Below are 25403 nucleotides of genomic sequence, written 5' to 3'. Positions count from 1 at the left end.
CAACCCGCTGCCGCGACGGCCGAATCGTGCCGGTTGAAGCGCGCCGCGCGCGGTGCTACCTGCATGGGTTACCGGACCAAAGGTGCGCCCTGGCGCGCAACTTGCGACGGTATAACCGCCCGCCCGGCAGTTCCGCCGGTGCCGGGCCATCAGGTTGACGCTCGCCATGCCGTATTCCGCCCGACCGCTGTCCCGACCGGCCCGTGCCGGCGGCAGCGCGGTCGTGGCCAGGCCGCTGATGCCCCGGACGATCCGGGCTCGCGGCGTTTCGCGGCCGGCGACAGCAGCACCCATCACCATCCGCGCCGCCGGCCCCATGGGGCGGCCGGCAGCGCCCTATCACCGCGCCTCATCGCCCATCGTCGGCGGATGCGGCGCGCGGAGACCATTCAATGACCATACGCATGCTGATCGACGCACGCCACCGGGAGGAAACCCGCGTGGCGGTCGTCAAGGGAAACCGGATCGAGGAGTTTGATTTCGAAAGTGCCGAGCGCAAGCAGCTCAAGGGCAATATCTACCTCGCCAAGGTCACCCGCGTAGAGCCGTCGCTTCAGGCGGCGTTCGTCGATTACGGCGGCAATCGCCACGGCTTCCTCGCGTTCAGCGAAATCCACCCCGATTATTACCAGATCCCCAAGGAGGATCGCGACGCGCTGCTGCGCGAGGAGGCGGAGCACGCCGCCGAGGAAGCCGCGCTGCGCGCCGAGCAGGACGCGCTGGACGATGACGATTCGGACGAGGACGGCTTCGAGGCGGAGATCGGCGAGGACGACGATCACGATCACGACGACGCTGGCGAGGGCGACAGCGAGGACGCCGGCGAGGGCGCCCCTGCCCCGCGCCGCGCCAAGGCGGCGGGCAACGACGATCAGGTGGAGGCGCTGCGCCAGCGTCGCATGAACCTGCGCCGCCGCTACAAGATCCAGGACGTGATCCGTCGCCGGCAGGTGCTGCTGGTGCAGGTCGTCAAGGAGGAGCGCGGCAACAAGGGCGCGGCGCTGACGACCTATCTGTCGCTGGCGGGGCGTTACTGCGTGCTGATGCCCAATACGTCGCACGGCGGCGGGATCAGCCGGAAGATCAGCAACTCGGGCGATCGCAAGCGGCTGAAGACGATCATGGCGGAGCTGGCGCTGCCGCCGTCGATGGGCTGCATCGTGCGCACCGCGGGCCTCCAGCGCACCAAGACCGAGATCAAGCGCGACTTCGACTATCTCGCCCGGCTGTGGGACGAGATCCGCGACAAGACGCTGACGTCGAGCGCGCCGGCTTTGGTCTATGGCGACAGCGACCTGTTGAAGCGCGCGATCCGCGACATCTACAACAAGGACATCGACGAGGTGATCGTCGAGGGCGACGAGGGCTATCGCCAGGCCAAGGACTTCATGCGCCTGCTGATGCCCAGCCACGCCAAGAAGGTGAAGCATTACAGCGACCCGGTGCCGCTGTACCAGCGCGCCGGGGTCGAGGATCAGCTGGCGGCGATGTACCATCCGGTCGTCCAGCTGAAGTCGGGCGGCTATCTGGTCATCAACCCGACCGAGGCGCTGGTGTCGATCGACATCAACTCGGGCCGCTCCACGCGCGAGCATAATATCGAGCAGACCGCGACCGCGACCAACCTTGAGGCCGCGCAGGAGATCGCGCGCCAGCTGCGCCTGCGCGACATGGCGGGTCTGGTCGTCATCGACTTCATCGACATGGACAACAATTCCAATGTCCGGAAGGTCGAGAAGGCGATGAAGGAAGCGCTGAAGAACGATCGCGCGCGCATCCAGGTGGGCCGCATCTCGTCCTTCGGGCTGATGGAGATGAGCCGGCAGCGACTGCGCACCGGCGTGCTGGAGGCGTCGACGCGCCCGTGTCCGCATTGCGAGGGCACCGGCTTCGTCCGCACCGCATCGTCGTCGGGCCTGTCGGCGCTGCGGCTGATCGAGGACGAGGCGGCGCGCGGGCGCGGCTCGCTGCTGACGCTCAGGTGCAGCCAGGAGGCGGCGTTCTACGTCCTGAACCGCAAGCGTGCGGACATCGCCGAGATCGAGGATCGCTACGGCGTTCAGGTCGAGATCCTGGCGGGCGAGGAAGAGGAAGGCGCACGCATGTCGGTGGAGGCCAGCGGCCCGCCGCCGGCGCATGCGCCGAAGTTCGACCGCCCGATCGAGGAGATCGAGGACGACATCGACGACGTCGAGGACGAGGAGGAGATCGAGGAGGAGGAGGTCGAGGAGACCGTCTCCGAGGCGCGTCCCGAGCGCACGCGCGACGAGGGCGACGATAGCGACCGCAACGGCCGTCGCCGCCGGCGCCGCCGCGGGCGCCGCGGTCGCAATCGCGCCGAGGGCGAGCCGGGCGAGGGCGAGCAGGCCGACGCCGAGGCGGTCGAGGACGAGCAGCCCGAGGGCGAGGCGACCGGGGCCGATGTCGCCGCGGACGGCGTCGAGGACGTCGAGACGGTCGCCGCCGATGGCGAGGCGGAGCGCGAGGGCGGCCGCCGTCGCCGTCGCGGGCGTCGCGGTCGTCGTCGCGAGGGCGATCGTGCGGTGAGCGAGGGCGAGGCAGAGGCGCCGGCGGAGGTCGCTTCGGCACCGGAGCCCGTGGCGGTCGAGGTGGCGCCCGAGCCAGCGGCCGAGCCGGTCGCTGCCGAGGCGGAAGCGGCACCGGCGCCCAAGACGCGGCGTCGTCCGCGGGCGCGCCCCGCCACCGCGGAGGCGCCCGTCGCGGCCGAGCCGGCACCCGCCGCGCCGGCCCCCACTGCGCCGGCCCCCGCCGAGCCGACCCCCGCCGTGCCAACCGACGAGGCGCCGGCCAAGCCGAAGCGCACCCGCCGCAAGAAGGCCGACCCGGTTGTCGAGGCAGGCGATGCCGCGCCGGTGAGCGACGGCCTGCCCGCGGCCGAGACGGTGGCCGAAGAGGCGGCGGAACCCGCACCCAAGCCGAAGCGCGCACCGCGTCGCAAGAAGGCCGATGTGGTCGCGGAGGCACCTGCCGCCGTGGCGCCGGAGCCGGAGCCGGCCCCGGTCGAGGAAGCGACGGACGAGGCGTCCGGTTCGGCCGACGCCGGCGACACGCCGCGCCGCGGCTGGTGGCAGCGCACCTTCGGGTGATCCGGCGCGCCGACCCTGCCTGCCCCCCGTCGCACGCCATCGGCACGACGCGGCGGCGGGCGGGGCCGGCTGCTCCGGTGCCATTTGCGCCGTCCTCCCGGGGTCGACCCGGCTTCCTCGGTTGCGCGCGCGTTGTCGCCGCTGGGTCCGCAACACCCTGGCCCCCGGGGCAAGCCCGGGGTGACGGGGTGTACGGGGCCGGCGTCGTGCCCCGTCATGCCGGACTCGATCCGGCATCCACCCGCCTCCGCCACCCGACGCCGCCGGAGATGCGGCACGGTGGATCCCGGAACGGGTCCGGGGTGACGATGCGAGCGGGGCAGCCGGTGGCGCGATCCCGTCCGTCGTGGCGGGCCGGCAGCGCACTTCACGCGCGGTTCAGCGGGGGTGCGCCACGGCGTGGCACGCTGCCATGACTCGCCTCGCCTCCCTCCGCCCCGTGCGCCGCTGGTGCGCCGCCGCCGCTGCCGCGATCCTGGCCGTCGCGCAGCCGGTGCAGGCGCAGTCGATCCTGCGCGATGCGGAGACCGAGGCGCTGTTGCGCGACATGTCCGCGCCGCTGATCACCGCCGCCGGGCTGCGCCCCGCCGACGTGCAGATCGCGCTGATCAACGACGATTCGATCAACGCCTTCGTCGCGGGGGGGCAGATCGTCTATGTCCATTCCGGGCTGCTCCAGGCGGCGGACAATGCCAATGAGGTGCAGGGCGTGATCGCGCATGAGCTGGGGCATATCGCCGACGGCCATGTCATCACCGGCGAACAGGGCGCGAAGCCCGCGATGCACATCTATCTGTTGTCGATGGTGCTGGGGCTGGCGGCGATGGCGGCCGGCGCGGGCGAGGCGGGCGCGGGCATCCTGGGCGCGGGGCAGCAGGCGGCGATGGGCAAATATCTGTCGTTCAGCCGCGTGCAGGAGGCGACCGCGGATGCCTCGGCGGTGCGCTACCTCGATACCGCGGGCATCACCGGCAAGGGCATGCTGAGCTTCTTCAAGAAGCTGCAACAGCAGGAATATCGCTATGGCATGAAGAACATGGACCCGTTCATGCAGTCGCACCCGCTGTCGGGCACGCGGATCGCGACGCTGAGCGCGGACGTGCAGGCGTCCAAGGCCTATGCCAGGCCCGCCGACGCCGCGTTGCAGGCGCGGTTCAAGCGCGTGAAGGCGAAGCTGGACGGCTATCTGATGCCGCCCGCGCAGGCGCTGCAGAAATATCCCGAGAGCGACCAGTCGACCGAGGCGCATTATGCGCGCGCCTATGCCTTCCATCGCGCAGGCTATCCCGACAAGGCGGATGCCGAGGCGGAGGCGCTGGTCGCGACGAAGCCCGACGACCCCTATTTTCAGGAAATCATGGGACAGATCCTGCTGGAGGCGGGCAAGCCGAAGCTGGCGCTGGCGCCGCTGAAGGCGGCGACCGAGGGATCGCGCTCCGACCCGCTGATCGCGACCACCTATGGCCATGCGCTGATCGCGACCGAGGACCCCCGGAATTACGACGAGGCCAAGCGCGTGCTGCGCACCGCGGTGGGGCGCGACGACGAGAATCCGTTCGCCTGGTTCCAGCTCGGCACCGTGTACGAACTGACCGGGGACGAGGCGCGCGCCGCGCTGGCGAGCGCGGAGCGGGCCAGCATGACCGGCGACCATCGCACCGCGGTGGACCGCGCCCGCTATGCCATGGCAGGGCTGCCCAGGAACTCGCCCGACTGGATCCGGGCACAGGATATCGCGATGACCAGCCAGAACGACGTCGACAAGAACCGGAAGAAGAAAAGGTGAACCGCGCGCTGCTGCTGGGGATGGTGGTGCTGGGGGCGCTGTTCGGCGCCGCGGGCATGGGAATCGCGAACCGGGTGGCGCCGGGTGACCTGAATGGCGCCGATCGCGCGCGGGTGGAGCAGGTGGTGCGCGACTATGTGCTCGCCAACCCCGAACTGATCCCGCAGGCGATGCAGAAGTTGCAGGAGAAGGATGCCGCGAAGGCGGTGGCCGCGGCGCGCGGTGCGATCACCGAGCCGTATGCGGGGGCGTGGATCGGCAACCCGAAGGGCGATGTGACGCTGGTCGAATATTACGATTACAATTGCGGCTTTTGCCGCGCGAGCCTGCCGGTGATCGAGCAGCTGGTGGCGGGCGACCGCAACCTGCGCGTGGTGTTCAAGGAACTGCCGGTGCTGTCGGACGAGAGCCGCGTCGCGTCGCGCGTCGCGCTGGCGGCGGCGGCACAGGGGCGGTTCAAGCCGTTCCACGACGCGCTCTACGCCGCCGGCCCAGTAAGCGACGCGACGATCGCGCAGGCGGCGAAGGCGAGCGGAGTCGATGCCGCGAAGCTGCCCGCGGATGCGGACGCGACGATCCGCGAGAATATGGAAACCGCGGCGAAGCTGGGGATCAGCGGCACGCCGAGCTGGGTGGTGGGCGACCAGGTGCTGACCGGCGCGCTGCCGATCGACCGGCTGCGCGAGGCGATCGCGAAGGCGCGCGCGGGGGGTTGAGGGGGCCATCGTTGGGCGGCATCGCACGCCTTGCGCCTGACGGTGTGCGGAACCCTGGACCCCGGAACACGTGGGGTGAGGTGTCCGGCCCCCACCCGTCATGCCGGACTTGATCCGGCATCCATCCTGCCACCGGCGCCGCGTGCGCGGATCGATGGACCCCGGGTCAAGCCCGGGGTGACGGATTCGCGGCGGTCGCCCCGCGGGACTATCCGTCATGCCGGGCTCGTCCCGGCATCCAGGGTACCGCGCGCCTCAAGGCCGCTGGGTGCGCGGAGCGGCGGCCCCCGGAAAATGGCGGAACCTGTGCAAAGCTCTCTCTTGTTCCCCGGCGAAGGCCGGGGTCCAGTGACGGCCGGCTCGTCGGATGCTGACACCGTTCCCAACTGGCCCCCGGCCTTCGCCGGGGAACAGAAGAGATTTGGCCTTTCGCAGAGGTTCCGAACGCGTCCGGGTTGCGGCATGGATGCTGCGTCGTTCGCCGGAATACAGCGTCAGGCGATGCTATCGATCGTCGCGATCCAGTCCGGCAGGTCGCCTAGCCGCGCCAGTTGGCGGAAGCGGGGGTGGCCGGTGGGGGCGTCGGCCGCCTCGTGGCTCCAGGCGCCGGGCTGCGGGATGTACGCGCCCCACGCGCCCGCCGCCAGCGCGGGCAGCACGTCGGAGCGCATCGAATCGCCCGCCATCACCGCGCGGTCGGGCGCGCAGCCATAACGGTGGAAGACGCGGACGAAGGTGTCGGCGCGCTTGTCGCTGACGATCTCCACCCCGGTGAACAGGTCGCCCAGCCCGGAAGCGGCGAGCTTCACCTCCTGATGGAGCAGGTCGCCCTTGGTCACCAGCACCAGCCGCCGCTGACCGGCCCCTTGGCGCGCCAGCGCCTCCAGCGTGTCGCCGACGCCGTCGAGCAGCTCGACCGGATGGTCGAGCAGCGTGCGCCCGATGTCGAGGATGCGCGCCACATCGGCCGCGGCGAGCGCATCGCCGGCCAACTCCAGCGCGGTTTCGATCATCGACAGCGTGAAGCTCTTCGCGCCATAGCCGTAGCGCTTCAGGTTGCGGACCTCGATCGCCTGCATCCGCGCGCGCGCCGCGGCATCGTCGGCGTGGGGCGCGACCAGCGCGGCGAATGCCTCCTCGGCCGCGGCGAAGAAGCGCATATTGTGCCACAGGGTATCGTCGGCATCGAGGCAGATGAGGTCGATCGGCATCCCCCTCCCCTACCCCCGCGGCGCGACGATCGCCATCGTCAGAACTCGCGCACCAGCCGCACCCCGGCGATCGGGCGGGCACGATGCGCGCGCGCCTTCTCCACGCCGCCCGCCAGCTGGACGTTGACGTGGCGCGTGATGCGCTGGTGCAGCTGCGGCGCGACGCGCACCAGCCGCGCCGCGCCGCCCGCGACGTTCAGCTCCACGCCCGCGACGGTGCCGGGCTGCACGTCGTAGAAGGTGGCGTTGTTGAGCAGCAGCGCGTTGCGCCCCGCGCGGCGACGCAGCGCGATGTCGTCGACGCCGACCATCGTCATCATGCTCCACCGCGCGGAGAAGCGATGCCCGGCCATGTAGAGCAGGCTGTTGCTGTAGCGGCGGCCGTCGCGGTCGTAGATGCCGAGATACTGGACGCCATGCGCGCTGCGCCCGTCCGCCGACGCGCCGAACGCGGCCTGGAGGCCGAGCTTGAGCGCCTCCAGCCGCGTGCCGTCGAACGGCAGCTCGAACTCCACCGCCTTGCCGTCGGCGAAGGCATATTCGATCTCCGGCGCCCATTCCGCCTCGCGCGGGCGGAACGGCGAATTGGTGACCGCGAGCGCGTTCACCTCCAGCTCGCCCTTCGCGGCGCCGAGCGGGCGCATCATGTCGAAGATCATCGGCTCGGGGATCTGCGGATAGGCGGTGTCGGCGAGCGCGGGGGTGGCGGACGTGAGCGCGAGCGTGGCGCCGAACAGGCGCGCGACGGTGGTGGGGGTGGACATGGCGCGGAGATAGCGGTGGCGCGCGGCGCGGGGTGTGACGATGCGTTGCTGGGGGTTCGCAGCGCAGGCGCGCCCTTTGCCAGAATCGCCATCGTGCTCCTGCGTTCGCGGGAGTGCGTAGGGCCTGATGCAACGTCCCGCCGCCGCTGCCACGGCCCGCGGTGGGCAGACCTCAGCAACGGTCGGCTCGTAAGATGCTGAAACCACTCGCGACTGGACCCCGGCCTTCGCCGGGGAACGATCAGGGTCAGATGGAACGCAGGAGGCCCTAAACTCCGGCCTGCGCCGGAGCACGGCAGTGGCCGGACATACGTCACCCCGGACTTGATCCGGGGTCCCGCTTCTTCCTCACCGTCGGCGAAGAAGCGGGACCCCGGGGCGAGCCCGGGGTGACGGGAAGCTGGAGGCTCGCCGCGGGCAAAGCCCGCGTCGTCGGACGGCGCTGTGGCGCCGCCGGCCGGAGCCGGGCGGTGGCGCTCGCCGGCAGCTACGCTGTCGGCGTCGCCGCCCGGCTCACGCTGCCTTGGCGCGGCCGGCGCGCTTGCGCTCGTGCGGGTCCAGGTGGCGCTTGCGCAGGCGGATCGACTTGGGCGTCACCTCGACCATCTCGTCGTCGTCGATGTACGCGATCGCCTGTTCCAGCGTCATCTTCTTGGGCGGCGTCAGGCGGATCGCATCGTCCTTGCCGCCCGACGCGCGGAAGTTGGTCAGTTGCTTCGCCTTCATCGGATTGACCTCCAGGTCATCCGTCTTGGCGTTCTCGCCGATGATCATGCCCTCGTACAGCGCCTCGCCATGGCCGACGAAGAGGATGCCGCGATCCTCCAGCGGGCCGAGCGCGTAGGACTGCGCCTCGCCGGCGCCGTTCGAGATCAGCACGCCGTTCTTGCGGCCCTCGATATTGCCCTTGTGGGGGCCGTACTTCTCGAACAGGCGGTTCATGATGCCGGTGCCGCGCGTGTCCGACAGGAACTCGCCGTGATAGCCGATCATGCCGCGGCTGGGCGCGGAGAAGGTGATGCGCGTCTTGCCGCCGGTCGACGGGCGCATGTCGGTCATCTCCGCCTTGCGCAGGTTCATCTTCTCGACGACCGTGCCCGAATGCTCCTCGTCGACGTCGATGATGACGGTTTCGTAGGGCTCGGTCTTCTTGCCGGTTTCGTCCTCGCCGAACAGCACGCGCGGGCGGCTGATACCGAGTTCGAAGCCCTCGCGGCGCATCGTCTCGATCAAAACGCCGAGCTGAAGCTCGCCGCGGCCGGCGACCTCGAAGCTGTCGCGGTCTGCGGCCTCGGTCACCTTGATCGCGACGTTGGTCTCCGCTTCGCGCATCAGGCGGTCGCGGATCATGCGGCTGGTGACCTTGCTGCCCTCGCGCCCCGCCATCGGCGAATCGTTGACCGCGAAGCGCATCGACAGCGTCGGCGGATCGATCGGCTGCGCCTGGATCGGCGTGCTGACGGACGTATCCGCGATCGTGTTCGCCACGGTCGCGACGGTCAGGCCGGCGAGCGAGATGATGTCGCCCGCGCGTGCCTCCTCGACGGGAACACGCTCCAGCCCGCGGAAGCTCATCAGCTTCGACGCGCGGCCGGTCTCGATCACATTGCCCTGATTGTCGAGCGCATGGATCGGCTGGTTCAGCTTCACCACGCCCGACTGGACGCGGCCGGTGAGGATGCGGCCGAGGAAGTTGTCGCGGTCGAGCAGCGTCACCAGGAAGCTGAACGGCGCGTCCTGGTCCAGCGCAGGGGGCGGGACGTGATCGACGATCTTCTGGAACAGCGGCGTCAGCGTGCCCTCGCGACGGTCCATATCCTCCGAGGCGTAGCCGTTGCGGCCCGAGGCGTAGAGGACCGGGAAGTCGAGCTGCTCGTCGCTGGCCTCCAGTGCCACGAACAGGTCGAACACCTCGTCCAGCACTTCCTGGATGCGGGCGTCCGAACGGTCGACCTTGTTGACGACGACGATCGGGCGCAGGCCCAGCGCCAGCGCCTTGCCGGTCACGAACTTCGTCTGCGGCATCGCGCCCTCGGCCGCGTCGACCAGCAGGATCACGCCGTCGACCATCGAGAGGATGCGCTCCACCTCGCCGCCGAAGTCGGCGTGGCCGGGCGTGTCGACGATGTTGATGCGCGTGCCTTCCCACTCGATCGACGTGGGCTTGGCGAGGATGGTGATCCCGCGCTCCTTTTCCAGGTCGTTCGAATCCATCGCGCGCTCCTCGACGCGCTGGTTGTCGCGGAACGTGCCGGACTGGCGGAAGAGCTGGTCGACGAGGGTCGTCTTGCCATGATCGACGTGCGCGATGATGGCGATGTTGCGCAGGTTCATACGGGTTCCTGAGGGTGGCCCGCGGTTGGCGCAGGCGCTGTGTCGGGGGCGCGCATAGCCGAAAGTTGCGCGCGACGCCAGTGGGGCGTTCGCGGGTGCAGCAGGTGCCGTCACGCCGGGCTTGACCCGGGGTCCCGCTTCTTCGGCGACGTAAGGGAGAAGCGGGACCCCGGCTCAAGGCCGGGGTGACGGGGATGTTCAATAGCGCGCCGACACCTCCACGCCGTAGAAGCGCGGTTCGCCCGCGATGTACGACGGCGCGCCGAAGCCGCCGCCGGTGTTGCCGGCGTCGAGCAGATAGCGCTTGTCGGTCAGGTTGCGGGCGAAGCCGCCCACGGTGTAGCGGCCGCCGGCCAGCTCCACCCCGGCGCGCAGGTTGACGAGCGTGTAGCCGCCCTGGCTGATCGCCTCGCTGTTGGGGAGTTCGAAGAACACCTTGCTCTGGTAGGTCGCGGACGGCGTGGCATAGAAGGTCGCCCCCTCCCCCACCGGCAGCCGCAGCGTCGCGCCGCCCGAGGCGGTGTATTTCGGCTGGAGCCGGAAGCGCGCGCCGGAATAGCTGGCGGCGAGCGCGGAATTACGGTCGATCTTGCCGTCGACGAAGGCGAAGGCGCCGAACACTTGCAGCGGGCGGACCGGGCGCCATGTCGCCTCCAGCTCGACGCCGGGGTTGGAGGCGGAGCCGGCGCTCTGCGTCCGGGTCACACCGTCGGTGCCGACGACCGAGACCTGGAAACCGCTATATTTCTGATAGAAAGCGGACAGCGTGCCGGTCAGCGTCGCGGTCGCGACCTTGATCCCGGCCTCGTAGTTCCAGACATTCTCTTCCGGCACCAGCTGGACGCGCGGGATGGTGACGCCGCCGCTCGCCTGCGCGTCGAGCTGGACCACCGGCGAGCGGCGGCCCTTCGACACGGTGGCGTAAAGGTTGAGCGCGTCGGTGGCGCGGAACAGCGCGTTGAAGCGCGGCAGGACCGCGGAATAGCTCTGTTGCGCGACGTAGCGGACGCCATTGGTGTTGGCGGTGCCGAGCAGGCTGGTGCGGACGCCGAGCGCCGCCAGGATCTGCGAATTGGGCTGGACGTTGATATAGCCCGAGCGGCGCTTCTCGATCAGGACGCGCGCGCCCGCGGTCAGCTCGATGCGCGGATCGGGCAGCACGGTGGCGTCGGCGAAGACCGAGTAAGCGGCGTTGCGCCCGTCATTGGCGAAATAGGAGGCGTAGGGGATCTGCGTCGCCGCACCGCGGGTCAGCAAGGCGGTGGCGCGGGTGGCGGGGATGGTGCCGTTCGCCGCGACGCAGGCGGTGCCGGTCGGCAGGCCAGCGGCGTTCAGCGCGCCGCGGATCGCGGCATAGGCCGGCGCGACGGAGCAGGCGAGATACGTCCCCTCCTCGGTGGAGAAAGGCACGCGCTGGATGCCGTTTTCGAAGAAGCCGTTCCAGCCGAACGAGGCGCGCGCGCGGTCGCCCTCGACATTGAAGCGGCCTTCGTGGCTCCACTGGTCGCCGCGCGCGTCCTCGGCGAACTCCAGATACCAGGCGGGGCCGCCGTCGGCGTCGAAGATCTCCAGACTGTCGAAGCGGCGATAGCCGTTGACGGTGGTGAAGGTGACGCCCGGCGCGATATCGACCGCGACGGTCAGGTTGGCGTCATAGACGTCACGGTTGAGGCCGAGCTCGCGGCGGCCCAGCACCTGCGCGCTGTACGGCGAGCCCGACAGTTCGGCATCACCATAATCGCCGGTCTGCCCGCCGGTGGGAGCGAAGGCGCGGCTCTTGAACGGCGTGCCGGTGTTGCGCTGGCCGTCATAGGTGAGGACGAGGTCGGCGGTGACCGCGTCGGACGGCGTGTAGCGCAGCGACAGGCGCGCGCCGGCCTGCTTCTGGCCGTAGAGATCGTCCTGATCGACGCGGCCCTGGTTCTGGTTGGGGACGTTGGGGTCGCCCGCGATGTTGCGGACATAGCCGTCGCGATACTTGACCCGAAGGCGAGCCGCGCGGCGATCGTGTCGTTGCCGGCGTTGACGAAGCCCGACACCTGCGCGCGGTTGAAATTGCCGTAGGACGCCTGGATCGCGTCGGAGAAGCCGGGGCGCGGCTTCGCCGAGATGACCGACACCGCGCCGATCGCGGCGGCGGTGCCGAACAGCGTCGCCTGCGGCCCCTTCACCACCTCGACCCGCTCGATATCGTAGAGATCCTGATAGGCGCCGCGCGAGCGCGAGATGTCGATGCCGTTGTAATAGAGCGTGACGCGCGCGCCCTGCTGCGCGGACCCCGAATCCGAGGTGATGCCGCGGATGACGAAGCCGGGGTTGTTCGCGCTCTGCTCCTGGATGCGCAGGCCGGGGACGTACATCGCGACCTCCGCCAGCGAATTGACGCCGATATCCGCCATCCGCTGTCCGGTGACCGCGCTGACAGTCAGCGGCACGTCCTCGATCCGCTGCTCGGTCTTCTGCGCGGTGACGATGATCTCGTCACTGGCGGGGCCGTCCGGCTGGGCCATCGCCTGCGCCAGCACGGGCGTGGACACGGTGAGCGACAGCAGCGCGACGACGCTGCCGCGGATGAAGCGCGACATGATGTTCCCCCTTGTTTATCGTGTGTTGGCGCTGCGCTATCGATGATTGATGACAGGTCCGTGTCGCTCTCGACTTCGCGGTCGTGGCGTCTTACATCGGCAATACAGTTGATTGGCGCGCGCGCGTCGTGGAGAATGGCGCGCGGTTTTGCAAGCGAAGGAACATGACGATGGCTTCCCCGTCCGCGACCGGGTCCGACACCGCGACCGCAGAACCGGCGCTGGTGCTGACGCCCCCCGCCCCGGTGCCGCAGCTGGCCGCCGAAAAGGCCGCCGGGCTGGTGCCGGTCGACAGCGGCACGCGCAGCGAGCTGGAGAAGCGCGTCGACCAGTTCGTCGACGAACTGATCGCGCAGGACGTCAACAGCCCCGATTTCGGCAAGCGCGTCGATGCGATCACCGCAATGGGGCAGAAGGAGATCCGCGAGGCGGCGGGCCAGTCCAACCGTTTCCTCGACCGCCCGGTCAAGGCGATGGATCAGGAGACGGGCGTCGGCAAGGATCTGGCCGAGTTGCGCCGCGTGGTCGAGGATCTGGACCCCGGCAAGAAGGGCAATCTGACCGCGCCGCAGAAGCTGTTCGGTATTCTGCCCTTCGGCAACAGGATGCGGAATTATTTCGACAGCTACAAGTCGAGCCAGACGCACATCGCCTCGATCCTGAAGAGCCTGTCCAGCGGCAAGGACGAGCTGCTGATGGACAATGCCGCGATCGATACCGAGCGCGCGAACCTGTGGACCGCGATGGGGCGGCTGGAGCAGATGATCCATCTGTCGCGCACGATGGACGCGCGGCTGGAGGACAAGGCGAACGAGCTGGACGCGAGCGACCCCGCCAAGGCGAAGGCGATCCGTGAGACGGCGCTGTTCTACACCCGCCAGCGCACGCAGGACCTGCTGACGCAGATGGCGGTGACGGTGCAGGGCTATCTGGCGCTGGACCTGGTCAAGAAGAACAATGTCGAGCTGGTGAAGGGCGTCGATCGCGCCAGCACGACGACGGTCGCCGCGCTGCGCACCGCGGTGACGGTGGCGCAGGCGCTGACCAACCAGAAGCTGGTGCTGGAGCAGATCACGCAGCTGAACACCACCACCGCCAACATCATCGATTCGACCGGCAAGCTGCTGCGCCAGAACACCGCGCAGATCCACGAACAGGCCGCCGCGGCGACGATCCCGCTGGAGACGCTGCAACGCGCGTTCCAGAACATCTATGACACGATGGACGCGATCGACACGTTCAAGCTGAAGGCGCTGGACAGCATGAAGGCGACCGTCAACACGCTGGGCAACGAGGTGGAGAAATCGCGCGGCTATATCGCGCGTGCGGAGGGCGCGACGCAGAATGCGGTCGCCGGCCCCGCCGACCAGTTCCGGCTGGAGTCGCTGTGACCGACGTGGACGACGCGGTCGCCACCGCGCAGGCGGCGGTCGAGCGGCGGCGCGGCGACGCGCTGATCCCGCTGGCGCGCGGCCCGCGACGCGGGCGCGGCGGGGTGAAGGCGCGGGTGGCCGCGATCGCGGTCGCCAATGCCGCGATCCTGCTGGTGGCGGCGATCGTCGGTGGCGTGGTGATGCCGCTGGGCATGTTCGGCGCGCTGGCGGTGATGCTGCTGATGCTGGCGGTCACGCTGCTGATCGCGTTCGCGCCGGCCACCCCGGTGCCGACGCCGGAGCGGATCGCGCGGGCCGAGCTGAAGGCACTGCCGATGCAGACCGCGCGCTGGCTGGACGCGCAGCGCCCTGCCCTGCCCGCGCCGGCGCTGAACGTGCTGGACCGTGTCGACCGGCGGCTGGACACGCTGGGGGTGCAATTGGCGGCGCTGGACGAGGCCAGCCCGGCGGCATCAGAGGTGCGGCGGCTGGTGGGGGAGCAACTGCCCGACTTCGTGCGCGACTATCAGCGCGTGCCGCGCGACCTGCGCGCCACCCCGCGCAACGGCAAGACGCCCGACCAGCAGCTGGTCGACGGGCTGGCGGTGATCGAGCGCGAGATGGGCGAGATGAGCGAGCGGCTGGCGCAGGGCGACCTGGACGCGCTGGAGACGCGCGGGCGCTTCCTGGAGATCAAATATCAGGCGGAGTGATCGGCGCCTTCGGGCACGAACAGCCACGTCTCCGCTTCCTCGCGCGTGGCGAAGAACCCCTCGCTGGACGAGACCCGCTTCGCCTGCATCTTGAGCAGCGGGGCGGTCACCACCACCGCCAGCCGTCGCGTCGCCAGCCGCGGGTCGGCCAGCATCCCCTGGATCATGCCGACGATGTCCTGCGTCTGCACCACGAAGCCGGTGATGTCGACGAGCGCCGCCTGCTGCCCCGCGGCGCAGCCTGCGCGGTTGAGGACGGCCATCGCCTCCACCACATGAGCGAGGAAGCGGCCGGCGATCGCCTGATCCCACAGACCCCGCAGGTCGAGGTCCATCAGACGCCGCGCCACATCGACGCGGATCCTGTACATCGGATCGTCCACTATCGTCCGCATCGCGCCCCCGCTTCCCCCCGTGCCGCCCTTCGCGGGCGAACGTTTACGACGCGACCATTCCCCAAAGCAGGTAGCCGTTCAACCCCACGATCACCGCCGCGATCGCCCAGGCGAGCGCGCCCAGCCAGCGCGGCGCCGCGAACGACCCCATCAGACGCCGGTTGGCGGTGAACGCCACCAGCGGGATGACCGCGAACGGCAGTTGGAGGCTCAGCACCACCTGGCTCAGCACCAGCAGGTCGGTCGCGCCGCGGTCGCCGGTCGCCGCCACCACGATCACCGCGGGCACGATCGCGATCCCGCGCGTCACCAGCCGCCGCAGCCACAGCGGCAGGCGGATGTCGAGGAACCCCTCCATCACGATCTGCCCGGCGAGCGTGCCGGTGACGGTGGAATTCTGCCCGCTGGCGAGCAGCGCGATCGCGAACACCGCGCTGGCCGCGCCGACCCCCAGCATCGGCGCGAGCAGGCGATGCGCCTCCTCGATCTCCGCGATGTCGGTGCGCCCGGCGGTGTGGAAGGTGGCCGCGGCGAGGATGAGGATCGCGGCGTTGATGAAGAAGGCGAGCCCCAGCGCGACGGTCGAATCGATCGTCGCCAGCTTCAAGGCGTCGTGCCGCTGCGCCTCGCCCTCGCCATAGGCGCGGGTCTGCACGATCGAGGAATGGAGGTACAGGTTGTGCGGCATCACCGTCGCGCCCAGGATGCCGATCGCGATGTAGAGCATCGCCGGGTTGGTCACGATCTCGCTGCACGGCACCAGCCCGCCCGCCGCCGCGGCCCAGTCCGGCCCGGCCCAGAACAGCTCCAGCGCGAAACAGCCCGCGATGATCACCAGCAGGCTGGCGATGAACGCCTCCAGCCGGCGGAAGCCGAAGCGCTGGAGCGCGAGGATCAGGAACACGTCGAGCCCGGTGACGATCACGCCCCAGACCAGCGGCAGCCCGAACAGCAGCTTCAGCGCGATCGCGGTGCCCAGCACCTCCGCCAGGTCGCACGCGACGATCGCGATCTCCGCCAGCGCCCACAGCATCATCGCCACCGGACGCGACGCATGGCGGCGGCAGGCCTGCGCCAGGTCCAGCCCCGCGCCGATCCCCAGCCGCGCCGACAGCGATTGCAGCACGATCGCCATCAGGTTCGACAACAGCACGACCGCGAGCAGCGTATAGCCGAACGCGGACCCGCCCGCGATGTCGGTGGCCCAGTTGCCCGGGTCCATATAGCCGACCGCGACCAGCCAGCCGGGGCCGACGAAGGCGAGAAGGCGGCGCCAGAAGCCGGCGCCCTGCGGCACCGGAATGGTCGCGAAACTGTCTTCGAGCGAGCGGGTGCCGACGGTCATCGCCGCCTGCATGCGGGAGCCGGCGGGGCATTACAACATTATGATGCGCGCCGGCTTTGTACGCCGGCCGGCTTGCGCGCGGCGCGCTTGCTCCGCATCATCGCCGCCATGCGTCATTTGCTTGCCCCCGCCGCCGCGCTCGCGACCCTCGTCGCCGCGCTCCCCGCCACCGCCGCGACGCCGATCGCGGGGCGCTATGTCACCGCGGACGGGTCCGGCGTGATCCAGGTCGGGCCGTGCGGCGGGAGCGGCGGCAGCGTGTGCGGGCGGCTGGTCACGATCCTGAAGGCGACGCCGGGCGCGCCCAGGACCGACGTCAACAACGGCGACCCCGCGCTGCGCTCGCGCCCGATCCTGGGGATGCCGATCCTGTCGGGGTTCGCGGACAAGGGGAAGGACTGGCGCGGCCAGATCTACGATCCCCGCAACGGCAAGACCTACAAGTCGATCGTGATGCGCGAGGGCGACGGATCGCTGACCGTGAAGGGGTGCATCGCCTTCTTCTGCCAGACGCAACGCTGGACGCCGGCGCGCTGATCGCGCACGCTGCCCGTTCGAGAACACGGACGAGGAGAGCGGGCATGATCGAGGGCGGATGCAATTGCGGCGGCGTGCGCTATCGGATCGAGGGCGCGCCCATCACGGTCGCGGCCTGCCACTGCACCCGCTGCCGCCGCCAGTCGGGCGGCACCTTCTCGGTCAATCTGGTGGTGCCGATCGCGCAGATGACGGTCACGGGCGCGCTGTCGCGGTTCACCGACCGCGACACCACCAGCGGGGCGGCGGTGCAGCGCGAATTCTGCGGCACCTGCGGCTCGCCGATCCGCTCGCTGATCGACGCCAGCCCCGGCATCGCCGCGGTGAAGGCCGGAACGCTGGACGATCCCGACCCCTATGCCCCGGCGCTGCATGTGTTCACGCGATCGAAGGTGGCGTGGGTCGAGGTGCCCGCCGGCGTGCCGCAGTTCGTGGAGAATGCGGGGTGAACGCCGGGGACGGGATGGTGCTGTTGATCGTCTCACTGATGCTGGTGGCGATCAGCGTCGTGCTCGCCGTGCGCGCGAACGCGCGGTTTCGCGGCGAGGACAGGATCCCGATGCAATGGGGGATCACGGGCAAGGTGACATGGTCGGCACCGCGCCGCGTGGCGTTCGCGGTCATGCCGCTGTTGGTGGCGGGGATGTCGGGCTTCCAGCTCATCATGGCGATCACCGTCGACCCTCGCCCCGGCCAGGAGGGGCTGGTCCTGCCCGTGCTGGCGGGAATCGGCGTAACGCTGCTCGCGATCCAGCTGCTCCACGCCCGGCTGATCGCGTGGACGCTGCAACGCCATGCCCGATAGGCATGTGTTCGCCCGCCATAGCAAAAACCCCGCCAAGCCGAAGGCCTAACGGGGTTTTTAGAAGTGGTGGGCGTGGCAAGGATTGAACTTGCGACCCCTGCGATGTCAACACAGTGCTCTACCACTGAGCTACACGCCCGCCGGAGGAGGCGCGTCTAGCGGGGGTTGGCGGGGGGCGCAAGCGCTATTCCGCCGTCCGCGACGCGATTTCGTCAGATGAATTCGTTCGCGGTGCCGACGTCGAACAGGCGGTCCACCTCCAGCACCAGATCGCGCAGGTGGAACGGCTTCGACAGGACGCGCGCGTGCGGCATCGCGCTGCCCGCCTTCAGCGTCACAGCGGCGAAGCCGGTGATGAACATCACCCGCATCCCCGGCGCGATCTCCTGCGCCTTCTGCGCCAGTTCGATGCCGTCCATCTCCGGCATCACGATGTCGGTCAGCAGCAGGTCGAACCGCTCCTGCTCGATCAGCGGCAGCGCCGCCGTGCCGCGGTCCACCGCGGTGACGGCATAGCCCGATCGCTCCAGCGCGCGTGTCAGATACTCGCGCATCACGGCGTCGTCCTCGGCCAGCAGAATCCGTATCATGTCGTCGCTTACTCCCGTCGCCATGCCTATGCCCTGCCTGCGTTGAACTTTCCACCAGCGGAGATGGTGAACGGACGTCACATACCAAGACGTTAACCATCCATCCACGGCGTCAACCCGTCGCGCGCCGGGCGGTTGCCCCTGCGCGACACGTCCCATAGGCTGGCGCGCGATGCCGGATTCGTTCGTCCTCCTCGATGCCGATGATCCGCAGAGCCCGGTGGTGCTGTCGGTCCCCCACGCCGGGCGCGACTATCCACCCGCGCTGCACGCGACGTTGCGCGCGCCGGCGGCCAGCCTGCGCACGCTGGAGGACCGCCATGTCGACGCGATCGCGCTGGCCGCGCGCAGCAACGAGGCGCTGCTGATCCAGCATCGCCCGCGCGCCTGGATCGACCTGAACCGCGGCGAGCACGAGCGCGACCCGCTGATCGACGACGGCGCGCGCGGCTCGCCCCTGTCGGCGAAGGTGCGCGCCGGGCTGGGGCTGATCCCGCGGCGTACCGCGGCGGCGGGCGACCTGTGGTCGCGCCGGCTGGCGGGCGGCGAGGTGGAGGAGCGGATCGCCGCCGACCACCGCCCCTATCACGAGGCGCTCGCCGCGTTGCTGGAACGGACGCGCGCGCGCTTCGGCGTGGCGGTACTGCTCGACGTGCATTCGATGCCGCCGATCGCGGGCAGCGCGGCACGGGTCGTGATCGGCGACCGCTTCGGGCGTGCCGCGGCGCATCGCTTCGTGCGGCGGCTGGAGGCGGCGACGCGCGCGCACGGCATCGCCTATGCGATCAACACGCCTTATGCCGGCGGGCACATCCTGGAGCGGCACGCCGACCCGCGCGGCGGAGTCCACGGCATCCAGCTGGAGATCGACCGCTCGCTCTACCTGGACCGCGCGCTGGACGCGCCGGGAACGGGGATGCCCTCGGTCGTGCAACTGGTGCGCGCGATGATCGACGCGCTGGCGGACGAGGCCTTCGCCGGACGCCCCCCGGCCGCGCTGGCGGCGGAGTGAGCCGATAAAAAAACCACCGCGTGCAGAGCACGCGGTGGCCGAGGTTCAGGGAGGAGACACGCCAGAGGCGTGTCATACGGTCTCGCGAAAGGGGGGACACGAAACCGTACAGCACCAACATAGGAAGACGGCAAACGGTTGCAAGACCCGCGCGGGTCGGGGCGACGAAATGTTTTTTTCGGGCGGCGAGTTGTTGGGGGCGGCGGGGGCGATGACATCGCGGTTGTGGGTCGGCGCTGGCGGATGGTGACGCCGGTGCCTCATCCCGACCCTCTCCCCGGTGGGGAGAGGGGGGTAACGGCGGGAGCGATGAAATTGCCGTCGTGGGTCGGCGCTGGCGGATCGGTGACGGCGGCCCCTCTCCCCGGCCCTCTCCCCGGTGGGGAGAGGGAGTGGCGGCGGGGGTTGGTGCCGGCGGACGGCGACGGTGGCTCCTCACCCCGGCCCTCTCCCCAAGGGGGAGAGGGCGTGGCGGCGGGGGTTGGTGCCGGCGGACGGCGACGGTGGCTCCTCACCCCGGCCCTCTCCCCAAGGGGGAGAGGGCGTGGAGGATTACATCGGCAGCGGGGCGGGGACGCGGCCGGTGCGCATCTGGCGTGCGAAGATGTCGCGCATCAGCGACAGCGAGAACAGATGCGCGTAGAGCAGCGGCAGCATGCCCGACTGCGACATCTTGCGCAGCTGGTCGCCGCGCAGGTCCGCCAGCTTCGCCTCGTCCACCATCTGGAAGCCGCGATAGACGAAGGGCTGCTCGTTGCCCTCCTGCTGGATCGTGACCTCGCCGTCCATCAGCAGACCCAGCTCGCGGATCTCCTTCATGAACTGGTTGGTACGCGCCGCGGCCTGCTCGAAATTCTCGTTGAACTGGAGGATGTTGCGCGTCAGTTCGCTGGGCTGGCCGTCGACGAACAGCGGCTCGCCATCCTCGAAGTCGCCGATCGTGGGCGAGGTGGGATCGAAGCACAGCGACAGTTCCTCCGCCTCCGGACGCAGGCGGGCGAGCATGTACGGATAGCGGCGGACATAGGCCGGGATATAGACATTCTCGTCCACCAGCGTCCCGGCATCGTCGACGAAGACGTTGACGCCGTCGTTCAGGCCCATCAGCGCGATCGGCACGGGATCGTCGCCGGCGGAGAAGACGATCGGCATGTAGCGCTGGATCAGCGGAAATTCCTCGACCGTGACCGGGATCGCGTGCTGCGTCGCCAGGAACGGCGCGGTGTTGGCGGCGCGGACCTTGTAATGGGCGTGGGTCTCGCTCGAAAGCGGTTCGAGGCCGTTGTAGAAAATCGGAAGCTGCGGCGCGCTGGCCATGGGAATCTCCGTAGCGGACGTGGAAGGTGTCGTGTCTCTGGCGGGCGCGTCGCGTCCTGTCGCTGCCCGGACGGTCGCCGGGCCTATTGATTGGCGTCGCGCGGCGCAAGCGTCACGAGCTTGCCGGGGTTGAACAGCTCGCCGGGATCGAACGCCTGCTTGATCGCGCGCAGCGCCGCTAGCCGTGCGGGCGCGGCGAGCCGCTCCAGCTCGTGCAGCTTCATCTGGCCGATGCCATGTTCGGCGGAGATCGACCCGCCGGCTGCGACGACGAGGTCGTGGACGAAGCGCGACACCACCGGCACCTGATCGGCATACCAATGCGCGGGATCGGTGCCCGGCGCGGCGCGGACGTGGAAGTGGACGTTGCCGTCGCCCAGATGCCCGAAGCCCGACGCGTGCGTGCCGGGGAAGCGCGCCTCGCACGCCGCCGCCGCCTCCACCATGAAGCGCGGCATCGCGGCGGGAGGGACCGAGATGTCGTGCTGCGCCGCGGGGCCGGTCGCGCGTTCCGCGTCGGAGATCGATTCGCGCAGGCGCCAGAAGGCGGCGGCCTGCGCCTCGCTGGCGGCGATCGTGGCATCCTGCGCCTCGCCCGCGGTCAGGCCGTCGGCGAGCAATTGCTCGACCAGCGCGGCGGGGTCGGCGTCGCCGGGTGGGGCGGTGACCTCCAGCAGGACATGCCACGGATGCGCGCCCGCCAGCGGCGCACGCGCGCCGGGAAGATAGCGCAGCACCGCATCGAGCGATTTGGCCGGCAGCAGCTCGAAACTCTCCAGTCCGGCCGCGCGCGCCTGGAACCGGTGGAGCAGCGCCATCGCGGCATCGGGCGAGGCGAGGCCGACCCAGGCGACGGTACGTGCGCCGATCGCGGGGACCAGCCGCAGCGTCGCGGCGGTGACGACGCCCAGCGTCCCCTCCGCACCGATCAGCAATTGCGTCAGATCGTAGCCGCGATTGTCCTTCTTCAGCGCGGAAAGACCTTCATAGAGCGAGCCGTCGGGCAGCACCGCCTCGACGCCCGCGACCAGCCCGCGCATCGTGCCGAAGCGCAGCACCTGCACGCCGCCCGCGTTGGTGGACACCAGCCCGCCGACCGTCGCCGACCCCTTTGCCCCCAGCGACAGCGGGAAGCGCCGCCCCTCGCCTTCCGCCGCGGCATGCAGGGTGGCGAGGATCACGCCCGCCTCCGCCACCGCCAGCCCGGCGGCGGGGTCGATCGCGCGGATACGGTCGAGCGCGCGCAGCGACAGGATCGCCGCACTGCCGTCCGCGGGCGGGGTGGCGCCGCCGACCATCGAGCTATTGCCGCCCTGCGGCACCAGCGGTGCGGCTTCCTCGCGCGCCAATGCGACGATCGCCTGCACCTGCGCCACGTCGCGCGGGGCGAGCAGCAGCGGGGCATGGCCGTGGTAGCGCCGGCGCCAGTCGGTTTCCCAGGGCGCGATCGCATCGCGGTCGGTGACGATCGCGGCGGCGGGCATGTGCGCCGCGAGGCGATCGGCGAGACGGGAGAGCGCCGGGGTCATCCCCCCTCTCCTGCCGACAATTCATCGGTTGTTCAATCGACTCGCCGCAGGGACGGCACCCGTGCCATGACGTTCGCCGTGTCCCCCCGCCTGCCCCCGCTCGTCCTCGCGCTGGTCGCGCCGCTGGCGGTGTCGGCGCGCGCGCCGGACGCGCCGCCACCGCCGGCCCGCTGGGCGCAGGTGACGATCCACGAACGCCTGATCATCCGCATCCCGCGGATGCCGCGCGGCGCAGCGGCGGCCAGTGCGATGTCGGCGCGCGCCTTCTCTCCGGTGACATGGGAGGAGCGCAAGGCGCCGCGCTGCGTCACGATGACCGCGATCACCGGCGCGATGCTGGATCGCGAGGGCGAGGTCGACCTGGTCGTGGAAGGCACGAAGCGGGTGCGCGCGAAGCTGAACGACGATTGCCCGACGCTGGATTTCTATTCCGGGCTGTACCTGAAGCCGACCGGCGACGGGAAGATGTGCGCACGCCGCGACTCGATCCGCTCGCGATCGGGCGCGCGCTGTACGATCGCCGCGTTCAGGACGCTGGTGCCGAAACGCTGATTTCCGGGGCGCGGGGGCGCATAATTCTTGACTTTCGGCGCCCGATCGGAGAGCGCGCCAAGGCAGAAACGGGAAATTGCGGCTGGTGCCGCGCGCACCCGCCAACCGGACATCTGCATGAGCTTCGCCGACCTCGGCCTTTCCGACGAACTTCTCCGCGCCGTCGGAGACACCGGCTATACCGAGCCGACGCCGATCCAGGCGAGCGCGATCCCGCCGGTGCTGATGATGCGCGACATCATCGGCATCGCGCAGACGGGGACGGGCAAGACCGCCAGCTTCGTGCTGCCGATGATCGACATCCTGGCACACGGGCGCAGCCGCGCGCGGATGCCGCGCAGCCTGATCCTGGAGCCGACGCGCGAACTGGCCGCGCAGGTGGCCGAGAATTTCGAGAAATACGGGAAATATCACAAGCTCTCCATGGCGCTGCTGATCGGCGGCGTGCAGATGGGCGATCAGGTGAAGGCGCTGGAAAAGGGCGTCGACGTGCTGATCGCCACCCCCGGGCGGCTGATGGACCTGTTCCAGCGCGGCAAGATCCTGCTGACCGGTTGCTCCATGCTGGTGATCGACGAGGCGGACCGGATGCTCGACATGGGGTTCATCCCCGATATCGAGGAGATCTGCACCAAGCTGCCGGCGCAGCGCCAGACGTTGCTGTTCAGCGCGACGATGCCGCCGCCGATCAAGAAGCTGGCCGATCGCTTCCTGAGCAATCCCAAGACGATCGAGGTCGCCCGCCCGGCGACGACCAACACCAATATCACGCAATGGCTGGTGCCGACGAAAGGCCCGGCGTTCGAGAAGCGCGCGACGCTGCGCCGGCTGCTGTCACAGGAGGAGGTGCGCACCGCGATCGTCTTCTGCAACCGCAAGACGACGGTGCGCGAGCTGAACAAGAGCCTGAAGGGCCATGGGCTGGCCAGCGGCGAGATCCATGGCGACATGGAGCAGCCGGCACGCCTCGCCGAACTGGACCGGTTCAAGAAAGGCGACATCAACATCCTGGTCGCCAGCGACGTCGCCGCGCGCGGGCTGGACATCAAGGGCGTGAGCCACGTCTTCAACTTCGACGCGCCGTGGCACCCGGACGATTACGTCCACCGCATCGGGCGCACCGGGCGCGGCGGCGCGACCGGCGTCGCCTATACGCTGATGGGGCCGGACGACGTCGAGAATATCGAGAATATCGAGAAGCTGACCGGGCAGACGATCGCGCGGCTCGACACGCTGCCCGAGGAACCGGCACGCGAGGAGCGCGCTCCGCGGCGGCGCGAGCGGACCCGCCCCGAGCGCGCGGCACGCCCCGCGCCCGTGGCGGAGGAACCGCGGCGCGAGCGGGCGCCGACGCGCGAGGAGCCGCGGCGCGAGGCGCCACGCCGCTATCGCGAGGAGCGCGACGACACGCCGGACACGAACGGCGGCTGGAACGGCCCGATCCCCGACTTCCTGAGCGTCACGCTGACGTCGTGACGATACGCGGGGAGGGGCGCGACGACGGGCCACCGTCGCCGTGCGATCTCGTCTGCACGATGGACGCGGTGACCGGATATTGTCTGGGCTGCTATCGCACGATCGGCGAGATCGCGGGCTGGAGCAGTGCGGACCACGAGGAGAAGAACGCGATCCTGTCGCGCGTGGCGCGGCGGCGGGAGGAAGCGGAGCGCTAGTTCCGGATCCGCCCCGACAGGACCGGGCGGAGCACCAGCGCGTTGAGGTCGATCGCGACATGGAGCGCGATCGCCACCCATAGCGCCCCGGTCAGCAGATAGGCGCCCGTCAGCAGCGCCCCCGACAGCATCGTCGCGGCAATGCCGACCGGCCCCTGATAGCGATGCGCCCCGCCGAACAGCGCGGTGGCGATCGCGAAGCCCGCGATGGCGGAGCCGGTCGGGATCGCGACCAGCAGCGGGACGAGCAGGCGGAAGAACAGCTCCTCGCCGATGCCTGCGCTGAGCGACAGGACGACGCCCCAGGGCAGCTCGGCACGGGTGCGCGGCAGGATGGTCTCGACATCGCCCAGCCCGAACGGCCGCCGCCACCGCCGCTCCACCCATGCGACGGCCAGCCCTCCGAGGAGGATGCCGATGCCGGTGACGCGCGCGAGATCGGCCGGGGCGAGCGTGCCCCCGAGGAGCGTGGCGAGCGCGACGCGCGCGGGGACGAACTCGCGCGGCAGGGCGATGAGCGCGTCGAGGCGCCCGAGCAGCGCCAGCCCGGCAATGGCGGGGAGCGCGAACCACAGCATCTGACGCGCCGCGCGACGCGCGAAGCGATGACGGACGCGCACCGCACCATGGCCGCGAAGGAAGGCATGGAGGCACGCGAGCGCGATCGCGAGGAGGATGGCGGCGGTCATGGCGCGGGTATAGCCGTGGCGACGGGCTTGTGGTGGGGTGTGTGGGAGCGGGCGTGGCAGCCGGAATGTCGTGTGCTGCACGGCCGCTGGGTGCGCGGAACCCTGGACCCCGGGGTCAAGCCCCGGGGTGACGGAGCGGGTGTGGTGGTCGTTCGAGCCTCACATAGCGCGCCGTCACGCCGGGCTCGACCCGGCATCCATTCGTCGGCACACGCTGATCAAGGCGTTCGCGGAACCTTGGACCCCGGGTCAAGCCCGGGGTGACGGGATGGGTGTGGTGGTCGTCCGAGCCTCACCAGACGGACGCCGTCATGCCGGGCTTGTCCCGGCATCCAGGGCGCTGCGCGCCTCACTGTCGTTGGAGGCGCGG

21 protein-coding genes, 1 tRNA gene and 1 pseudogene are annotated in these 25403 nt (G+C 70.1%); 12 read left to right on the top strand and 11 right to left on the bottom strand.

Features of this window, described 5'->3' with window-relative positions; translation table 11 throughout:
* Positions 1–392 precede the first annotated feature (392 nt).
* The 3 genes from PGN14_RS05775 to PGN14_RS05765 all read left to right on the top strand — a co-directional run bounded on the left by PGN14_RS05775 (position 393) and on the right by PGN14_RS05765 (position 5609).
* Positions 393–3107 carry an Rne/Rng family ribonuclease gene (locus PGN14_RS05775; protein WP_443019459.1) on the top strand — a complete coding sequence of 905 codons (2715 nt, stop codon included), beginning with the start codon at positions 393–395 and terminating at the stop codon, positions 3105–3107.
* 412 nt (positions 3108–3519) lie between these two features.
* Positions 3520–4893, top strand: a complete 1374-nt coding sequence (locus tag PGN14_RS05770; RefSeq protein WP_335298467.1) for a M48 family metalloprotease — start codon at positions 3520–3522, stop codon at positions 4891–4893.
* Positions 4890–5609: a DsbA family protein gene (locus tag PGN14_RS05765; protein ID WP_335298466.1), complete on the top strand. Its 720-nt coding sequence runs from the start codon at positions 4890–4892 to the stop codon at positions 5607–5609. The genes PGN14_RS05770 and PGN14_RS05765 overlap by 4 nt, the downstream gene beginning before the upstream one ends.
* Positions 5610–6103: 494 nt before the next feature.
* Here PGN14_RS05765 and PGN14_RS05760 read toward each other — a convergent pair whose 3' ends face one another.
* The 4 genes and pseudogenes from PGN14_RS05760 to PGN14_RS16835 all read right to left on the bottom strand — a co-directional run bounded on the left by PGN14_RS05760 (position 6104) and on the right by PGN14_RS16835 (position 12503).
* Positions 6104–6820, bottom strand: coding sequence for an HAD family hydrolase (locus PGN14_RS05760; RefSeq protein ID WP_335298465.1), 717 nt, complete (start codon positions 6818–6820; stop codon positions 6104–6106).
* Between the two features lie 38 nt (positions 6821–6858).
* The gene (locus PGN14_RS05755; RefSeq protein ID WP_335298464.1) at positions 6859–7584 is read right to left on the bottom strand and encodes a hypothetical protein; all 726 of its coding nucleotides are present in this window, start codon (positions 7582–7584) and stop codon (positions 6859–6861) included.
* Positions 7585–8097: 513 nt separating this feature from the next.
* Entirely contained in the window at positions 8098–9918 is a 1821-nt protein-coding gene (gene typA, locus PGN14_RS05750) for a translational GTPase TypA (RefSeq protein WP_335298463.1), read from the bottom strand.
* Between the two features lie 198 nt (positions 9919–10116).
* Positions 10117–12503: pseudogene (locus tag PGN14_RS16835) on the bottom strand (TonB-dependent receptor).
* 170 nt (positions 12504–12673) lie between these two features.
* Here PGN14_RS16835 and PGN14_RS05735 point away from each other — a divergent pair.
* Both PGN14_RS05735 and PGN14_RS05730 read left to right on the top strand, forming a co-directional pair.
* Positions 12674–13894, top strand: coding sequence for a toxic anion resistance protein (locus PGN14_RS05735; RefSeq protein ID WP_335298593.1), 1221 nt, complete (start codon positions 12674–12676; stop codon positions 13892–13894).
* Positions 13891–14589, top strand: coding sequence for a hypothetical protein (locus tag PGN14_RS05730; RefSeq protein ID WP_335298460.1), 699 nt, complete (start codon positions 13891–13893; stop codon positions 14587–14589). Before PGN14_RS05735 ends, PGN14_RS05730 begins: the two co-directional genes overlap by 4 nt.
* Here the strand turns inward: PGN14_RS05730 and PGN14_RS05725 are convergent.
* A complete protein-coding gene (locus tag PGN14_RS05725) occupies positions 14577–14984 on the bottom strand; it encodes a hypothetical protein (RefSeq protein ID WP_335298459.1) in 408 nt (135 codons plus the stop codon). The two genes, PGN14_RS05730 and PGN14_RS05725, sit on opposite strands and share 13 nt — an antisense overlap.
* Positions 14985–15027: 43 nt before the next feature.
* Positions 15028–16329, bottom strand: coding sequence for an Nramp family divalent metal transporter (locus tag PGN14_RS05720; protein ID WP_335298458.1), 1302 nt, complete (start codon positions 16327–16329; stop codon positions 15028–15030).
* A gap of 108 nt (positions 16330–16437) precedes the next feature.
* On the opposite strand from PGN14_RS05720, the gene PGN14_RS05715 reads away from it, so the two are divergent.
* From PGN14_RS05715 to PGN14_RS05705, 3 genes are read left to right on the top strand one after another with little or no spacing between them, the layout of a single operon-like run.
* Positions 16438–16866, top strand: coding sequence for a DUF2147 domain-containing protein (locus PGN14_RS05715; protein WP_335298457.1), 429 nt, complete (start codon positions 16438–16440; stop codon positions 16864–16866).
* Positions 16867–16910: 44 nt separating this feature from the next.
* Positions 16911–17315, top strand: coding sequence for a GFA family protein (locus tag PGN14_RS05710; RefSeq protein WP_335298456.1), 405 nt, complete (start codon positions 16911–16913; stop codon positions 17313–17315).
* The gene (locus PGN14_RS05705) at positions 17312–17671 is read left to right on the top strand and encodes a hypothetical protein (RefSeq protein ID WP_335298455.1); all 360 of its coding nucleotides are present in this window, start codon (positions 17312–17314) and stop codon (positions 17669–17671) included. The genes PGN14_RS05710 and PGN14_RS05705 overlap by 4 nt, the downstream gene beginning before the upstream one ends.
* 64 nt (positions 17672–17735) lie before the next feature.
* Here PGN14_RS05705 and PGN14_RS05700 read toward each other — a convergent pair.
* Positions 17736–17810, bottom strand: a tRNA-Val gene (locus PGN14_RS05700).
* Positions 17811–17883: 73 nt separating this feature from the next.
* Positions 17884–18261: a cell cycle two-component system response regulator CpdR gene (cpdR, locus tag PGN14_RS05695; RefSeq protein WP_335298454.1), complete on the bottom strand. Its 378-nt coding sequence runs from the start codon at positions 18259–18261 to the stop codon at positions 17884–17886.
* 172 nt (positions 18262–18433) lie between these two features.
* On the opposite strand from cpdR, the gene PGN14_RS05690 reads away from it, so the two are divergent.
* Positions 18434–19273 (top strand): N-formylglutamate amidohydrolase, encoded by an 840-nt coding sequence (locus PGN14_RS05690; protein ID WP_335298453.1) that lies wholly within the window; start codon positions 18434–18436, stop codon positions 19271–19273.
* A gap of 552 nt (positions 19274–19825) precedes the next feature.
* Here the strand turns inward: PGN14_RS05690 and PGN14_RS05685 are convergent.
* Together PGN14_RS05685 and PGN14_RS05680 are read right to left on the bottom strand one after the other, a co-directional pair.
* The gene (locus PGN14_RS05685; protein WP_335298452.1) at positions 19826–20590 is read right to left on the bottom strand and encodes a SapC family protein; all 765 of its coding nucleotides are present in this window, start codon (positions 20588–20590) and stop codon (positions 19826–19828) included.
* Between the two features lie 83 nt (positions 20591–20673).
* Positions 20674–22119, bottom strand: a complete 1446-nt coding sequence (locus tag PGN14_RS05680; protein ID WP_335298451.1) for an FAD-binding oxidoreductase — start codon at positions 22117–22119, stop codon at positions 20674–20676.
* 66 nt (positions 22120–22185) lie between these two features.
* On the opposite strand from PGN14_RS05680, the gene PGN14_RS05675 reads away from it, so the two are divergent.
* The 3 genes from PGN14_RS05675 (at position 22186) to PGN14_RS05665 (ending at position 24344) form a co-directional block, all read left to right on the top strand.
* A complete protein-coding gene (locus PGN14_RS05675) occupies positions 22186–22671 on the top strand; it encodes a hypothetical protein (RefSeq protein ID WP_335298450.1) in 486 nt (161 codons plus the stop codon).
* A 117-nt stretch (positions 22672–22788) separates the two neighbouring features.
* Complete coding sequence (locus tag PGN14_RS05670) at positions 22789–24147, top strand: DEAD/DEAH box helicase (protein WP_335298449.1); 1359 nt, start codon at positions 22789–22791, stop codon at positions 24145–24147.
* Positions 24144–24344, top strand: a complete 201-nt coding sequence (locus PGN14_RS05665) for a DUF1289 domain-containing protein (protein ID WP_335298448.1) — start codon at positions 24144–24146, stop codon at positions 24342–24344. The genes PGN14_RS05670 and PGN14_RS05665 overlap by 4 nt, the downstream gene beginning before the upstream one ends.
* Here the strand turns inward: PGN14_RS05665 and PGN14_RS05660 are convergent.
* Positions 24341–25033 (bottom strand): CPBP family intramembrane glutamic endopeptidase, encoded by a 693-nt coding sequence (locus tag PGN14_RS05660; RefSeq protein WP_335298447.1) that lies wholly within the window; start codon positions 25031–25033, stop codon positions 24341–24343. The two genes, PGN14_RS05665 and PGN14_RS05660, sit on opposite strands and share 4 nt — an antisense overlap.
* Between the last annotated feature and the right edge of the window lie 370 nt (positions 25034–25403).

This window comes from Sphingomonas adhaesiva, from assembly GCF_036946305.1.
Taxonomy (GTDB): Bacteria; Pseudomonadota; Alphaproteobacteria; order Sphingomonadales; family Sphingomonadaceae; genus Sphingomonas; species Sphingomonas adhaesiva_B.
Note: the sequence above shows the minus strand (reverse complement) of the source record. Positions and strands in the feature narration are given on the sequence as shown.

Excerpts from the sequence above, each read along its gene's own strand:
- PGN14_RS05710 (WP_335298456.1), top strand. The coding sequence starts at position 16,911 with ATGATCGAGGGCGGATGCAATTGCGGCGGCGTGCGCTATCGGATCGAG.
- PGN14_RS05660 (WP_335298447.1), bottom strand. The coding sequence starts at position 25,033 with ATGACCGCCGCCATCCTCCTCGCGATCGCGCTCGCGTGCCTCCATGCC.
- PGN14_RS05675 (WP_335298450.1), top strand. The coding sequence starts at position 22,186 with ATGACGTTCGCCGTGTCCCCCCGCCTGCCCCCGCTCGTCCTCGCGCTG.
- PGN14_RS05735 (WP_335298593.1), top strand. The coding sequence starts at position 12,674 with ATGGCTTCCCCGTCCGCGACCGGGTCCGACACCGCGACCGCAGAACCG.
- PGN14_RS05755 (WP_335298464.1), bottom strand. The coding sequence starts at position 7,584 with ATGTCCACCCCCACCACCGTCGCGCGCCTGTTCGGCGCCACGCTCGCG.
- PGN14_RS05690 (WP_335298453.1), top strand. The coding sequence starts at position 18,434 with ATGCCGGATTCGTTCGTCCTCCTCGATGCCGATGATCCGCAGAGCCCG.
- PGN14_RS05715 (WP_335298457.1), top strand. The coding sequence starts at position 16,438 with ATGCGTCATTTGCTTGCCCCCGCCGCCGCGCTCGCGACCCTCGTCGCC.
- PGN14_RS05760 (WP_335298465.1), bottom strand. The coding sequence starts at position 6,820 with ATGCCGATCGACCTCATCTGCCTCGATGCCGACGATACCCTGTGGCAC.
- PGN14_RS05685 (WP_335298452.1), bottom strand. The coding sequence starts at position 20,590 with ATGGCCAGCGCGCCGCAGCTTCCGATTTTCTACAACGGCCTCGAACCG.
- PGN14_RS05775 (WP_443019459.1), top strand. The coding sequence starts at position 393 with ATGACCATACGCATGCTGATCGACGCACGCCACCGGGAGGAAACCCGC.
- PGN14_RS05670 (WP_335298449.1), top strand. The coding sequence starts at position 22,789 with ATGAGCTTCGCCGACCTCGGCCTTTCCGACGAACTTCTCCGCGCCGTC.
- PGN14_RS05680 (WP_335298451.1), bottom strand. The coding sequence starts at position 22,119 with ATGACCCCGGCGCTCTCCCGTCTCGCCGATCGCCTCGCGGCGCACATG.
- PGN14_RS05725 (WP_335298459.1), bottom strand. The coding sequence starts at position 14,984 with ATGCGGACGATAGTGGACGATCCGATGTACAGGATCCGCGTCGATGTG.
- typA (WP_335298463.1), bottom strand. The coding sequence starts at position 9,918 with ATGAACCTGCGCAACATCGCCATCATCGCGCACGTCGATCATGGCAAG.
- PGN14_RS05770 (WP_335298467.1), top strand. The coding sequence starts at position 3,520 with ATGACTCGCCTCGCCTCCCTCCGCCCCGTGCGCCGCTGGTGCGCCGCC.
- PGN14_RS05720 (WP_335298458.1), bottom strand. The coding sequence starts at position 16,329 with ATGACCGTCGGCACCCGCTCGCTCGAAGACAGTTTCGCGACCATTCCG.
- cpdR (WP_335298454.1), bottom strand. The coding sequence starts at position 18,261 with ATGATACGGATTCTGCTGGCCGAGGACGACGCCGTGATGCGCGAGTAT.